General features: G+C 62.0%; 11 protein-coding genes. 4 read left to right on the plus strand and 7 right to left on the minus strand.

The genetic code is table 11. From position 1 onward, the window contains the following. Positions 1 to 117: 117 nt before the first annotated feature. Positions 118 to 1530 carry a C4-dicarboxylate transporter DctA gene (locus QRN54_RS00855; RefSeq protein ID WP_007734438.1) on the minus strand — a complete coding sequence of 471 codons (1413 nt, stop codon included), beginning with the start codon at positions 1528 to 1530 and terminating at the stop codon, positions 118 to 120. A gap of 119 nt (positions 1531 to 1649) precedes the next feature. Here QRN54_RS00855 and QRN54_RS00860 point away from each other — a divergent pair, with 119 nt between their 5' ends. Both QRN54_RS00860 and QRN54_RS00865 read left to right on the plus strand, forming a co-directional pair. Beyond that, entirely contained in the window at positions 1650 to 3236 is a 1587-nt protein-coding gene (locus tag QRN54_RS00860) for a sensor histidine kinase (RefSeq protein ID WP_285181446.1), read from the plus strand. After that, on the plus strand, positions 3233 to 3922 hold the full coding sequence (locus QRN54_RS00865) for a response regulator (protein WP_003945570.1): 690 nt from the start codon (positions 3233 to 3235) through the stop codon (positions 3920 to 3922). Before QRN54_RS00860 ends, QRN54_RS00865 begins: the two co-directional genes overlap by 4 nt. Positions 3923 to 3950: 28 nt before the next feature. Here QRN54_RS00865 and QRN54_RS00870 read toward each other — a convergent pair whose 3' ends face one another. The 3 genes from QRN54_RS00870 to QRN54_RS00880 form a co-directional block, all read right to left on the minus strand. Next, positions 3951 to 6065 (minus strand): S9 family peptidase, encoded by a 2115-nt coding sequence (locus QRN54_RS00870; protein WP_285181447.1) that lies wholly within the window; start codon positions 6063 to 6065, stop codon positions 3951 to 3953. After that, entirely contained in the window at positions 6062 to 6955 is an 894-nt protein-coding gene (locus QRN54_RS00875; protein WP_003945463.1) for a phosphoribosylaminoimidazolesuccinocarboxamide synthase, read from the minus strand. Before QRN54_RS00875 ends, QRN54_RS00870 begins: the two co-directional genes overlap by 4 nt. A 155-nt stretch (positions 6956 to 7110) precedes the next feature. After that, positions 7111 to 8145, minus strand: a complete 1035-nt coding sequence (locus QRN54_RS00880) for an ABC transporter substrate-binding protein (protein WP_081377449.1) — start codon at positions 8143 to 8145, stop codon at positions 7111 to 7113. A 250-nt stretch (positions 8146 to 8395) separates the two neighbouring features. Between QRN54_RS00880 and QRN54_RS00885 the strand changes: the two genes are divergently transcribed. Further along, positions 8396 to 9328, plus strand: coding sequence for a tyrosine-protein phosphatase (locus QRN54_RS00885; RefSeq protein ID WP_054188017.1), 933 nt, complete (start codon positions 8396 to 8398; stop codon positions 9326 to 9328). Positions 9329 to 9424: 96 nt separating this feature from the next. Here QRN54_RS00885 and QRN54_RS00890 read toward each other — a convergent pair whose 3' ends face one another. The 3 genes from QRN54_RS00890 to fepB form a co-directional block, all read right to left on the minus strand. After that, complete coding sequence (locus QRN54_RS00890) at positions 9425 to 10087, minus strand: response regulator transcription factor (RefSeq protein ID WP_003945911.1); 663 nt, start codon at positions 10085 to 10087, stop codon at positions 9425 to 9427. Beyond that, positions 10084 to 11397, minus strand: coding sequence for a sensor histidine kinase (locus tag QRN54_RS00895; protein ID WP_003945842.1), 1314 nt, complete (start codon positions 11395 to 11397; stop codon positions 10084 to 10086). Before QRN54_RS00895 ends, QRN54_RS00890 begins: the two co-directional genes overlap by 4 nt. A 111-nt stretch (positions 11398 to 11508) precedes the next feature. Continuing rightward, positions 11509 to 12504, minus strand: a complete 996-nt coding sequence (gene fepB, locus QRN54_RS00900) for a Fe2+-enterobactin ABC transporter substrate-binding protein (RefSeq protein WP_285181448.1) — start codon at positions 12502 to 12504, stop codon at positions 11509 to 11511. Positions 12505 to 12570: 66 nt separating this feature from the next. Here fepB and fes point away from each other — a divergent pair, with 66 nt between their 5' ends. Further along, positions 12571 to 13806 (plus strand): enterochelin esterase, encoded by a 1236-nt coding sequence (gene fes, locus QRN54_RS00905; protein WP_285181449.1) that lies wholly within the window; start codon positions 12571 to 12573, stop codon positions 13804 to 13806. Positions 13807 to 13811: the final 5 nt, after the last annotated feature.

The following is a 13811-nucleotide window of genomic DNA, read 5'->3' on the forward strand; positions in this document are numbered from 1 at the left end:
AAGAGACCGTCGCACGGTTGGTGCGGCGGTCTCTTTCATCGTTACGACCAGGATCACTGATCGTAGATCGGGTTCCGCGCCTGCAGCGCAGTCAAACGTTCAGCAGAGCGGACGTTTCTAGTGATGGCTCACGAACGACTGTTTGGTGCCGGTCGGAGCCGTTTCGAGCTTGTGCTGCTCTTCTTCGTCCTCGTCGTCGAGCATCGTGGCTTCGTTGAACGGAATCTTCCCGTCGAGTACCTCGACGACGCGTTCCTTGTCGATCGTCTTGGTCCAGGCGCCGACCAGGAGAGTCGCAACCGCATTGCCCGAGAAGTTGGTGATCGCTCGCGCTTCCGACATGAAGCGATCGATTCCGACGATGAGTCCGACACCGTCGAGAAGCTCGGGGCGATGGCTCTGCAGTCCGCCTGCCAGCGTGGCCAGACCGGCGCCGCTGACTCCGGCAGCGCCCTTGGAGGCGATGATCATGAACACCAGCAGCGAGAGCTGTTCACCGAAACCGAGTGGCTGTCCCATGGCGTCGGCGATGAAGATCGAGGCCATCGTCAGGTAGATCGCGGTGCCGTCGAGATTGAACGAGTAGCCCGTGGGAACGACGATGCCCACCGTGGTGCGCTCGACGCCTACGTGCTCCATCTTGGCGATCAGACGCGGCAGTGCCGATTCGGAGGACGACGTGGCGAAGATGAGCAGGTACTCACGGGCCAAGTACTTGACCAGCTTGAAGATGTTGAATCCGGTGACCGCGCGCAGCAGCGTTCCGAGAACACCGAAGACGAAGATCAGGCAGGTCAGGTAGAAGCCGATCATCAGCGTGCCGAGCTGGACGACGGCGTTCAAACCGGTCTGGCCGACGACGCTGGCGATGGCACCGAAAGCACCGATCGGGGCGAGCCAGAGGATCATCGTCAGGATCTTGAACACGAGCTTCTGGATGTATCCGACGGCCTTGAGGATCGGTTCACCCGACTTGCCGAGCGACTGGATCGCGAAGCCGACCAGAAGGGCGACGAACAGAGTCTGCAGCACGCTGCCGGCTGTGAGAGAGGACAGCATCGACGTCGGAATGATGGACGCGATGAAGTCCCAGGTACCGCCCGCGCTGTGGGCCTGATCTGCAAGCTTGGCCACGGAGGCCGCATTGGGCGTGATGTTCAGGCCACTGCCCGGGTTGAGCAGGTTGCCGACGCCCAGGCCGATCGCGAGTGCGATGGTGGACATCCCGATGAAGTAGGCGAGTGCGAGGCCGCCGACCTTGCCGACCTTGGCCGCCGCTCGAACCGAGCCGATGCCGAGCACGATGGTGCAGAAGATGACCGGGCTGATCATCATCTTGATCAGGCTGACGAACAACGTGCCGAGTACACCGACGGACTTACCGAACTCGGGTGCGAGCCAACCGACGAGGATGCCTCCGATGACCGCGACGATGACGCTCATGTAGAGCCAATGCGTCTTGTCGCGCTTTGCCTTGGTGCCCTCGGGCTGTGGGGAACCGTCTACTGTCCCTGTTGCCGTGCTGCTCATGGGGTGTCCTTTGGATCGGATATCTGTGAAGTGATCGGGATCACTTCGAGTCGTGGAGAATTCTTGTTGCAAACAGGTGGGCCCGGAAGTTTGTGTTCATTACGTTCAGGAGGCGCTCGATGGTCGAACGAAGGACCGGCCGACGTATGAGCGTCGCCAGGCAGATCCTGCTCCTGCAATTGGCGCTGTTAGCGCTGTTCATCGGCGTGGGGGCCGCGCTCGCAGTTGTCGACGAACGCCGAGACAGCGACGACGCGATCCGCAGGCAGGTGAGCTCGATAGCGCAGACTCTCGCCCTGTCGGATTCGACGGCGGCAGCCCTGACGAGTCCGGACCCGACCGCGATTCTGCAACCACAGACCGAGAAGATCCGACAGGCAACCGGCGTCGATTTCATCGTGGTGATGGCGCCTGATCGCACTCGGTTCACCCACACGAGCCCGGAGCTGATCGGTCAACTCTTCACCGGGAACATCGACCGCGCACTTGCCGGCGTGACCTTCACAGAGACGTACGCCGGGTCGCTGGGGCCGTCGATCCGCGCAGTCACTCCTGTCTACGATTCCGGCGGAACCCTGGTCGGTCTGGTTTCTGCCGGTGTCACCCGCGAGCAGATCAGCAAGCAGTTCGCCCAAAGTGTTCCGGTCATCCTGTTCGTTGCCGGCGGCGGTCTTCTTGCTGCCCTCCTGAGTTCACTTCTGGTGAGTCGGCGTATCCGGCGACAGACCCTGGGGATGGCGCCGGATGAACTGCGCACCATGTACGAACACCACGACGCCGTCCTGCACAGCATCGGTGAGGGTCTGGTGGTGATCGGGCGAGGCCGAAGCAGAGATGCGCGAGTGGATATCGTCAACGACGAAGCGCGTCGCCTCCTCGATCTACCGGACGGGCCCGTGCCACTTTCGTCCATCCCCGAGACCATGCGAGTCGACGACGCCTCTCCTGCGAAGGATCAAGTGCACCTCACCGACAAGCGTGTGCTGGTGGTCAACCAACACCCGGTTGAGTGGGAGGGCAACAGAATTGGCACCGTGCTGACAATTCGCGATCACACCGAATTGCAGAACGTACTCGGGGAATTGGATTCGGTACGCAGTTTTGCCGAGTCGCTTCGATCGCAAGCCCACGAGAGTGCAAATCGTCTGCACACGATCATCACGATGGTCGAGTTGGGCCGGAACGAAGACGCAGTGGCCTTCGCCACCAATGAATTGCGAGTGTCCCAACAGTTGATAGATCGTCTGATGAATGCGGTCCACGAGCCGGCGCTCGCCGCACTGCTGCTCGGGAAAATGAGTGAAGCGGCCGAACGCGGGGTCGACCTGACCATCACCGAAGACACCGCGCTCGGTCCGGTTCCTTCGCTCAATGCACGCGAGTTGGTCACGCTGGTCGGCAATCTCGTGGACAATGCTATTGACGCATCGCGCGCGAGCGAGTCTCCGTGGGTGGAAGTGACGGTAATGGAAGAGGATTCGATGATGGTTGTTGCCGTCGCCGACAGCGGGCCGGGAATGACACCCGAAGCACTCGAAAAGGCCAAGGGCCGTGGCTACTCCACAAAATCCGGCTCTCGCGGACTCGGTCTCGCACTGGTCTCTCAAGTTGTGAAACGGCACGGCGGCACGCTCACCAGCGAGCCGGCGATGGGCTCCATGCTGGTTGTCCGTATCCCGCTGCGCGAGGTGGAGGCACCGCGATGATCCGTGTGCTGATAGTCGACGACGAACCGTTGATCGCCCAGGCGCACCGTTCGTACGTCGAGCGTGTGCCGGAATTCGTGGTCCACGGCGTGGTTCATTCCGGGAACGCCGCCGTGCGTGCAGTTACGGCGGCCAACGCCACCGACCAGCCCATCGACCTGGTCCTGCTCGACATCGGGTTGCCCGACGCCAGCGGTCTCGACGTGGCTTCCGCCCTGGGCGGTTTGCGGCCCAGTCCGGACATCATCGCGGTTACCTCGGCGCGCGATCTGGAGGTGGTCCGAAGCGCCGTGGCTCGCGGGATCGTCCTCTATCTTCTCAAGCCGTTCACTTTCGCAGCATTCCGCGACAAGCTCGAGCGCTACCTCGAATATCGTGCAGCGCTTCCCGCTGGAGAGTCTGCGGTCAGTCAACACGACATCGACCGCGCGATGTCCGCGCTACGAACGTCCGACGATCGAGCAGCGGCACCGAAAGGCTTTGCGTCTCAAACACTCGGACTCGTCGCAGCGTCTGTCCGGGATTCTGAGGGACCCGTGACCGCTGCAGAGGTGGCAGCATCGGTCGGCGTGTCCCGGGTGACAGCCTGGCGCTACCTGGAAAAGCTGGCAGACGACGGCATGCTCACCCGGGAGACCGAGTACGGGCGCGCTGGGCGCCCTCAGGTTCGTTACCGCAGAACCTGACAGTCACCGAACCTGATTGACACAGAAGCTAGTTCGCGCCCACGGTGTCCAACACCCAGGCGAACTCGAACGCGACCTCTTTCCACTTCTCGTACCGACCGCTGACACCGCCGTGTCCGGCGCTCATCTCGGTCTTGAGAAGTAGCGGAGCATCACCGGTCTTGGTGGCGCGCAGTTTTGCGACCCACTTGGCCGGCTCCACGTACAGAACACGGGTGTCGTTGATGCTCGTGATCGCAAGAATGGCGGGATAGTCCTTGGCTTCCACGTTCTCGTACGGGCTGTACGAGCGCATGTAGTCGTAGACGTCCTTGTTGTGCAGCGGATCTCCCCATTCGTCCCACTCGATGACCGTCAACGGCAGCGACGGATCGAGAATCGACGTCAACGGGTCGACAAACGGAACGTTGGCGAGAATGCCGGTAAACAGTTCCGGAGCGATGTTGGCGACAGCGCCCATCAGCAATCCACCTGCACTACCGCCGTCGGCAACCATCCGGTCGGCCGACGTGACACCGGTGTCGATCAAATGCTTTGCGCAAGAGACAAAATCGGTGAAGGTGTTCTTCTTGGTGAGCGTCTTGCCGTTTTCGTACCAGTGACGGCCCATCTCGCCGCCGCCGCGCACGTGTGCGACGACGAAGACGACACCGCGATCGAGCAACGACAAGCGGGCAACCGAGAACGACGGGTCGATGCTCGCCTCGTAGGAACCGTAGCCGTACAACAGCAGCGGCGCGGGACCTTCCGGCGCACCTACGCGCCTCACGATCGAGAGCGGAATGCGGGTTCCGTCGTCGGCTACTGCCCAGTCGCGACGCTGCTCGTAGTTACTCGCATCGAAGTCTCCGAGAACGGGCTGCGACTTACGCAGTGCCAGTTCACCACTGGCGACGTAGTAGTCGTACACCTGCCCGGGAGTGATGAATGAGGTGAATCCGAGCCGGATGGTGGGCTGCGCCCATTCCGGGTTGGACCCCATGCCGATGCTGAAGAGTTCTTCGTCGAAGTCGATCTCGTGGCGTTCGCCGTAGCCGTCATCCGTCAACGGCCACACGGCAACCCGAGTGAGCGCCTCGCGTCGGTAGCTCAGGACGAGGTGTCCGGCAAAGGCTTCGGCTTCTTCCAGACGAACGTCTGCGCTGTGCTCGATCAGCGTCGTCATGTTCATCGGATCCGACACGGGAGCTTCCACCAACACGAAGTTCTCTGCCTTGATGCCGTCGACGACGTCGTTGTGGAGGATCAGGAAGCGGTCCTCTCCCCCGATCACGGCGTGCTCGGCCCCGTACTCGACGCCCTCGCGACGCGGGATGATGACGCGGAAGTCGCCTTCCGGGTTCGCCGATTCCAGCATCCAGCCTTCGCTGGTCACCTTGGAACCGACCCAGATCATCAGGTACTTCTCGCTGCGGGTGGACCCCACCGAAACCCAGTACCGTTCGTCGGGCTCGTGGAACACCGAAACATCTTGACTCTGCGGCGTTCCCAGCTTGTGACGCCACACCGTGTCCGGACGCCAGGAGTCGTCGACCGTCATGTAGAAGACGTGACTGTGGTCGATCGCCCAGGTGGCGCCAGGCGCGGTATCGGGAATCTCGTCGGCGAGCATCTCACCGGTCTCGAGGTTCTTGAACCGCAAGGTGTACCGCTCGTCGCCGACGATGTCCACCGAGTACGCGAGCAACGTGCCGTCCTCGCTGATGGAGAACGCGCCGAGCGAAAAGAACTCGTGCCCTTCGGCTTCGACGTTGCCGTCCATGAGGATCTGCTCGTCGGCCAGCTCGACGCCGGGCGTCAGGTCGGGCGGAGTCCAGTCGTCTTCACCGGCGATGGGGCACCGGCACTGGACGGTGTACGACTTGCCTTCCACGCTGCGCGAGTAGTACCACCACTTACCCATGCGAGTGGGCACCGACATGTCGGTTTCCTGCGTCCGCGACTTGATCTCCTGGAAGATCTTCTCGCGCAACGGCTCGAGCGCGGCCGTCTGCTCGTCGGTGTACGCGTTTTCGGCTTCGAGGTATGCGACTACCTCGGCGTTGTCCTTGTCCCGCAGCCACTCGTAGTCATCGACGAACGTGTGTCCGTGATGGGTACGTTCGGTGGGGACCTTCTTTGCGACCGGCGGGATCAGGCTCATGCGCTGGGACCGACCCAATCGTCGAAGGACAGACCGGAAATGCGCTCGTACGCCTCGATGTAGCGTGCACGGGTCGCGTCGACGATCTCCTGCGGCAACGGCGGCGGTGTCGTGTCCGAGCTACGGTCCCAGCCGGATTCAGGGCTCGTGAGCCAGTCGCGCACGAACTGCTTGTCGAAACTGGGCTGCACCTTGCCCGCTTCGTAGCCTTCGAGAGGCCAGTAGCGCGACGAGTCGGGGGTGAGCACCTCGTCGGCGAGCACGAGGTTTCCAGCGGAGTCGAGACCGAATTCGAGCTTGGTGTCGGCAAGGATGATTCCGCGATCGGCTGCGAAGTTGGAGGCGCGGGCATAGACGTCGAGAGTGTCCTCGCGAAGCTGCACTGCCAGCTTCTGGCCGACCTTCTCCACTACCTGATCGAAGCTGATGTTCTCGTCGTGATCCCCGAGAGCCGCCTTGGACGCCGGGGTGAAGATCGGGTCGGGCAGACGCGAGGCCTCGACGAGGCCCTCGGGCAACGCGACGCCGCACACTGCGCCGGTGTTGTTGTAGTCGACCAAGCCGGAGCCGGTGAGGAAGCCACGAACGACGCATTCGACGGGAACCATGTCGAGGGAGCGCACCACGAGAGCGCGGCCGAGAACCTCTTCCGGGATGCGATCGTCGTCGGGCTCGCCGGCCAGGTGGTTGGTGCCACCGAGGACGTTGAAGAAGAACACGCTCATCGCGGTGAGCACGCGACCCTTGTCCGGGATCGGCGTGCTGAGCACGTGGTCGTAGGCCGAGATCCGATCACTCGCGACAAGCAGCAGATGCTCGTCGTCGATCGTGTAAAGGTCACGGACCTTGCCACCGGCCAGATGAGTGTAGGAATCAAGTGTAGGACGCACCCGGTCACCCTATCGGGCGTTCGCAGTTCGTACAGAACCCCGGTAGCCGGGACAGGTAAGCGTCCTCGCCGATCGGAGAGCTGTCCGCCCTGCTCATCCGGATATGCAGGTGGCCCCTCGCCAGCAGGCGAGAGGCCACCGTCACAGTCGATGAACTACTGGTTTGCGGGCAGCTTCGACAGGCCCTCGTCGATCGAATCCAGCGTCAGAAGAGCCGTCTGATAGGTCGCGGCCAGCGAATGCTGGACCTGGACGACGTTGCCGGCCTTCACTGCGGGCAATTCCTTCCACAGCTCGGAATTGACCAGCTCCTGCAACTGCGGAGACATCGAGCCGTCGGCGTTGAGGCCGTAGACGATCACGTCGACATTTCCGAGATTTTCGCCGATCTTCTCGATGGATACCTGTTCGACGTGGATGTCGGCGGGGTCTGCGGGGGTGCCGGGGAACTGCAGTCCGAGTCCGTCGAAGAGATTGGTCGTGTACGAAGACGCGTACTCGCGTGAGAAGGTGCCGGCCTCCGGCTTGCAGACGTTGCACACGCCGCCGAAGGTCAACGAGCCGAGCTTGTCCTTGTACTTCGCGGCCAGTTCGGCGGTTTTGGCGTCGTAGTCGTCCTTGAACTCGCCGTAGGTGTCGGAGACATTCGCGGCATCGGCGAACTGCTCGCCCAGCACTCGCCAATCAGCAGGAACCGTCGGTCCCAGGAAGACGACGGGAGCGGCCGCCTCGAGCTGCGCCATGTCCAGCTGGCTTTCGACTCGAGCGGGAACGCCCATGATGATCAGATCGGGCTCGGCAGCGACGATTCCCTCGTAGTTGAGCTGGGAGACGTTGCCGTCGGGTGCGACCTTCGGCAGAGCTTCGTAAGCGGCCTTGGTCTTGTCGTCCATGTTGCCGAGTTCACGGGTCCACTCACATACTGCTGCCAGGTTCGCTCCCGCCTGAATCAGCGGCAGAACTGCGTATCCGCAGGCCACGATCCGTTGCGGGTCGCTCGGGATCTCGATGGATCCGTTCTGTGCCTCAAAGACACGGGTCTGCGAGCTCGCGGCTGTCGTCGACGATTCGGACGACGCCTCCTCGGAGTTGCTACAGCCGGCGACGCCGACCGCCAGCGCAGCTGCTGCGCCGATCACCACTGCGCGGCGAAACCGCGACAGACCTTGAACCCGCATGTTGAACTCCATCTGAACGCACCGGACTGCTCCGGAATTGATTTGGTGAGGCTAACCAATATCAGGGCACTGGACCTTTACACAAACACAGCTCCCGAGGAATGAACTGCGCCTCCCGAGCCGCCCACGCTCACAGCAGCACGCCTCCCACTGAGAGGGAGCAAAGCAAGATTCCTCTCGAATCGGACACGCGAACTCGCTACCTTGCCTTCGCGATACCTCATCGACTCGCCACTCTCTCCGCTCGACGAAGGGCTCACACATGTCCCGATCCACCCGTACCTGCTCACTACGGTCTGCCGCGGCCATTGCGTTGACCAGTAGCTTTCTCATCACCGGTTTCGGCGCCTCGATCGCGCAGGCCGAACCTGGCCCCTCGGCTCCGCTGTTCGGCTCGCTGGATTTCGGATCCAGCAACCTCGGCAGTTCCGAGCAGACCCCAGATGCGCCGCGGCTGACCGGGATCGACAATTTCCGCGACGTCGCAGGCACCGGCGCCGGATACTCGGGGACTTTCGGCCTGCCCGTGAACAAGGGAGTCTTCTACCGCGCGAACGCGATCACGCCCAAGGGCGATGACATGAGCAATCTCGAAAAGCTGGGACTGACAAAGGTTTACGATCTGCGCACTGAACCCGAGATCGCCAGTAAGCCCGATGTCTTGCCCGGCGGGGTTGCGTACGAGAACATTCCGATCCTGTCCGGGAACATCGCCGAGATGATCGCGAAGATCAAGTCCCCCGAGGACTCACGATCGATGATGCAGGACATGAACCGCGCCTTCGTCACCGGAGCGACGGAGCGAGCCGGGTTCGCGCAGTTGCTCACGGGTCTCGCGGAAACCGAAGGTGCACAGGTCTTCCACTGCACCGCAGGCAAAGACCGCACCGGCTGGACGTCGTTTCTGCTGCTGAGTATCGCCGGTGTCGACCGCTCGGTGATCATGAACGACTACTTGCTGACCAACGAGTACACAGCCGAAGGCATGAAGGCCACGCGCGCGGGCATCGCGGCGAGCCTGGGCGAACAGATGGCCGTCAACATGGAGCCTCTGTTGGGTGTCGAGGCAAGCTATCTCGATGCCGGTCTCGCCCAGTTGGACCAGACCTACGGGTCGGTCGATCGGTACCTGACCGAGGGCCTGGGTCTGAGCCCGGCGACTGTCATGACGCTCAAAGCCAAACTGCTGGGCTGAGTGGCACGGATGCCCCGGGTTCGACGAGGGATCGGACCCGGGGCACGTGTACTTCTCTGCCCGTGCCGCGGCGGATGCGCCGCAGCGTCCCGTGCATCAGCGCGATACGGCGATCACGTTGTTTCGGTACGCCCAGATGACGATCTGCACACGGGTACGCACCTGCAGCTTCTTGCAGATGTTGCTGATGTGCGACTTCACCGTGCTCTGTTCGAGGCTGAGGGAATCTGCGATGTCGTTGTTTCCCAAGCCTTGTGACAGCAACTGCACCACATCCATCTCACGCGCACTGAGACCGTGATCCGATCCGGAGCGCGCCGTGGACATCGGTGCCGGCTTGCGCCTCGCGAACTCCACGATCAGTCTCGACGTCAATCTCGGCGAGAGCACCGAACCACCTTCGGCCACGGTCAACACTGCCGACGAGAGCTCTTCGGGATCGGCGTCTTTGAGCAAGAACCCTGCGGCACCGCTGTCGAGCGCCTCGAAAACGTACTCGTCGAGATCGAACGTGGTGATCACGATGACGCGGGTCCCGGGAAACTCGGCAAGGACCTCCCGGGTCGCAGTCAACCCGTCGCCGTGCGGCATTCGGATATCCATCAGCACGACGTCCGGACGCAGTGCACGCACCTGCTCGTACGCCTCGACTCCCGTCTTGGCATGCCCGACGACGCGAATCTCGGGGTGACCGGAGAGAAACAGCTCGAACCCCTGCCGTACCACCTGCTGGTCGTCTGCAATAAGGACATCGATCATGCGTTGATCCTCCCGTTCACCGGCACCAGTGCCTGCACAGCCCACTCACCTTCCGAATTCGGTCCGGCGTCCAGTTGACCACCCATGAGCGTCGCGCGTTCGCGCATTCCCACAATTCCGAGGTTTTGCCCGTCGGAGGCCGGGCGAGCATTCCCGAGAGTATTGACCACCCGTACCCTCACCGCACCGGCTTCTCGACTCAGACACACCTTGGACTCGCTACCCGGCGCATGGCGAAGGACGTTCGACAACGCCTCCTGCACGATGCGGTAACACGTCAACTGGACTCCGCTGTCCAGGTCGTCGAAGCGGCCGACCTTCTCCAACGAGATCGACGAGATGGTGCGCTTGCAGTCGTCCACCAACTCGTCGATGTCGGAGACCATGGGCGTCGGGAAATCGGGGTCTTCCTCACCCAGGCGAAGTATCCCCACGATCTGCCGCAAGCTGTTGAGGGCCCGCTGACCCTGCTCGATGACGCCCCCCAGAAGGGCTTGTGCTTGTTCGGGATTGCTCGAGAAGAACTTGTCGGCGGCACGAGCCTGGATGATCATGCCGGTCATGTGGTGGGCAGCGACATCGTGCAGTTCACGTGCCATGTCCTGCCGTTCGGCGACAACGGCATTCGCGATCTTGCGTTCGCGGTCCCGGTGCAGATCCGCTACTGCCTGACTGTTCTCCACTGCTTGTTTTCGCAGGCGCGCGACGATCTTTCCCATGGCTGCGACGACCAGAAAACTCGTGACGGTGTTTGCCGCCGGTTCGAGGAACAAGTGAGGCAACTCCCCCACCTGAACCTCGGCGACCGTCAGCCCGTCCCGTTCGGTGAGATACATCGCCAAGATCACGTCCATCGCCATTCCGAGGACCAGCAGTCCGACCAGGCGCATGCCTGTCACTCGGATGGACACTGCCATGATCGCGAACCAGAAAAGCGGCGTGGCCCCCAGCGATCGACTGCCGAGGAAGAGCATCAATCCGCCGGATCCTGCCAACGTCAGGAGGTAGTACGCGATCGGGTACCGCCGGCGCGCACACGCCACAACGGTCAACACCGTCAGGAAACCCATGATGCCGACGACGGTTCCCGGATCGCTCAGCACTCGATTGCTCGTCTCGGGTTCAGTCTTGAGACTGGCGAGACCGAACACCCACGGCACACTCAGCAGGCCGACGATCACGGCCGCCGTGGCCGGGTTGTTCAGGTTGAAACGTCCCCACCCTCGCGATGCCAGGGCTTGCCCCGGGGCATTCTGACCAGCCGAGTCGAACATCCACTCCCCATTCCGCATCCGATGATTGACGTTCATGGTGGCATGCGCGCACCACTTGGTCCCACATTCGGCGAACGTGAAGGGAATGTTCGATTCCCGGCTCCTACCAAAGCACTAGTTGAAGGTGAAAGGCCTAGTACTTATGGCTCAGCTGAACTGCTCGACCAACCGGTTCACCATGTTGGTTGCGCTGTAGTAGTCGAGACGGAAGGTGTCCAGACCCACGGCATAGACGTGGTGATCACGAATTGCCGGATGCTGGGCCAACAGTGGAAGTGCCTCGACCGCCTTCACCGCACCGTCGTCGGCACTGACCAAGATCAGGGTGTTGCCCGCGATACCGTCGTAGAGGTTCTCCGCCGAGACCTGAATGATGTCCTTGCGCTTACCCATGGATTCACTGCTCTTCGCGGACTCGGGAATGTCGGCGACCGTGAAACCCATCGCCGTGAGCAACTTCGCCTGCCCCGACTCGTGCGTCCAGATATTGGCGCCGCTGCCGTCCTCGTAGTAGACCAGCGCAGTGGTCGGCTGCGGGGGAAGTGTGATCTTGGCCTTCGCGGCCTCTACTGCGCTGTCGAACTTCGCGACCGTGGCCGCCGCGTTGTCTTCGAGACCTGTCGCCTTACCCAGCACAGCGGCGACTTCCTGCCAACTACTTCCGCCGTAGTCCACCACGATTGTCGGCGCGATGGCCGTGAACTGTTCGTACAGATCGACGACGGAGTCACCTCCAGTTGCCGAGACGACGATCAGGTCCGGGTTCTGCGCCAGAACGGATTCCGCGTTCGCACCGCCCATCGGCAACACTGCAAGTCCGCGTTCTTCTGCTATGTCGCCCCACTGTGTGAACAACCCCTGCACATCCGAGACGTCGGTGTTCGGTCCCGTCGATGCGGTAGCCACCACCGGAGCGTCGATCGACAACAGCGTGCCCGTCAGCGTCACACTGGTCGAGACGATCCTCTCCGGCTTCGACGTGATCTCCACCGGCCCCTTCGGCGTTTCCACGGTACGCGGCCAATTACCCTGCGATGCAGCTGAGTCAGCATCGGAATCGGCATCCGCAGAACTACAACCGGCGAGGGCGAACCCTGCTACCAAGACTGCGGAGAGCACCTTCAGGGTGCGTGATTTTTTCATTGTGACGCCCACTGGCGGACCACTCCTCGAATTCAAAAGCCCATCAAATTAGGTTAGGCTGTGCTCATGCTAACTCAGGCGGTGACCGAATTGTCCGCTACCCTCGCGGCCTCGCCCGACATCGAGACGTCCTGGAATCGGATAGTGCAACAAGGAACGCCGATCATCGAAAGCGTTGATACACAGACTGTTCGAGTTACGTTCCTCTGGCGTCAGCCCGAGGAGACCGAGGTCGAGCGCGTTTACCTGGATGCAAATTCGCTGACCGACCATCACGCAGAACAACTCAGCGTGATGCAGCGACTCGGCGACAGTCCGGTGTGGTTCTACACCGCCGAAGTCTCGAACACCTGGCGTAGCAGTTACAGCATCATCCCGGTACCGAAGTCCGTAGTCGACGAGTTCGACTATCCGGGAGCAGGCAAGGAAGACTCGACCCGCCGCACCCGCTGGTTGGGGTTGCTCGAGCACCGAATTGCCGACCCACTCAATCCGCTTTCCGCAGGTGTGGACACAAGGCGTTCCGTCGCCGAGATGCCCTCGGCGCCGGTCCAGTTCGGTTGGGATGCTCCAGTTTTCAGGAAGTCGATACAGCTCACCTGGGCTAGTTCGATGTTGGACGTCGAGCGGCCGGTGTGGATCTACGAGACCGTGGACGACGGATTGACACCGCTCGAAGAACGGCCGCTCGTGATACTTCTCGACGGGCGTCACTGGGCCGAGGTCATGCCGGCAGGCGCCGCCTTCGATCGTGCGGTCCAGACCGGCAAACTGAAATCCTGCGTTCTGCTGGCCATCGATTCCGTTGACAATCAACGCCGTTCGCAGGAATTGCCGTGCAACCGCGACTACTGGAGTGCAGTCGTCGACGAACTGCTTCCGCAGGTGCGCGCCGTCACACCTTTCTCGTCTGATCGAACGCGAACGGTGGTCTCGGGGCAGAGCTTCGGCGGCCTGGCTTCGATGTTCGCAGCACTCGAATTCCCCGAACACTTCGCGCTGGTCGCCAGCGGGTCCGGTTCGTTCTGGTGGCCAACCGGCTTGAAGCGCGGGGAAAACGGCCCGCCGGGTGGAGACATAGCCGCACGCATCGAGCGCGACGGCGTACCGGACGGATTACGCGTTGTCCTCGAAGTAGGTAAGCACGAGTCCGACATGGTCGGGCACAGCGCAGCGGTCGCACAGGCACTGAAGGCCGCAGGAGCGCAAGTATCGTGTCGGATCTTCGACGGCGGCCACGACTGGTTGTGCTGGCGCAGTGTCCTTCTGGACTCCGTTGTCGAACTGATCGGCAGTCCCTGAAACTG

Source organism: Rhodococcus sp. MEB032 (assembly GCF_030208925.1).
In the GTDB taxonomy this organism is placed as follows: Bacteria; Actinomycetota; Actinomycetes; order Mycobacteriales; family Mycobacteriaceae; genus Rhodococcus_F; species Rhodococcus_F qingshengii.

Excerpts from the sequence above, each read along its gene's own strand:
- QRN54_RS00855 (WP_007734438.1), bottom strand. The coding sequence starts at position 1,530 with ATGAGCAGCACGGCAACAGGGACAGTAGACGGTTCCCCACAGCCCGAG.
- QRN54_RS00860 (WP_285181446.1), top strand. The coding sequence starts at position 1,650 with ATGGTCGAACGAAGGACCGGCCGACGTATGAGCGTCGCCAGGCAGATC.
- QRN54_RS00865 (WP_003945570.1), top strand. The coding sequence starts at position 3,233 with ATGATCCGTGTGCTGATAGTCGACGACGAACCGTTGATCGCCCAGGCG.
- QRN54_RS00870 (WP_285181447.1), bottom strand. The coding sequence starts at position 6,065 with ATGAGCCTGATCCCGCCGGTCGCAAAGAAGGTCCCCACCGAACGTACC.
- QRN54_RS00880 (WP_081377449.1), bottom strand. The coding sequence starts at position 8,145 with ATGGAGTTCAACATGCGGGTTCAAGGTCTGTCGCGGTTTCGCCGCGCA.
- QRN54_RS00885 (WP_054188017.1), top strand. The coding sequence starts at position 8,396 with ATGTCCCGATCCACCCGTACCTGCTCACTACGGTCTGCCGCGGCCATT.
- QRN54_RS00890 (WP_003945911.1), bottom strand. The coding sequence starts at position 10,087 with ATGATCGATGTCCTTATTGCAGACGACCAGCAGGTGGTACGGCAGGGG.
- QRN54_RS00895 (WP_003945842.1), bottom strand. The coding sequence starts at position 11,397 with ATGAACGTCAATCATCGGATGCGGAATGGGGAGTGGATGTTCGACTCG.
- fepB (WP_285181448.1), bottom strand. The coding sequence starts at position 12,504 with ATGAAAAAATCACGCACCCTGAAGGTGCTCTCCGCAGTCTTGGTAGCA.
- fes (WP_285181449.1), top strand. The coding sequence starts at position 12,571 with ATGCTAACTCAGGCGGTGACCGAATTGTCCGCTACCCTCGCGGCCTCG.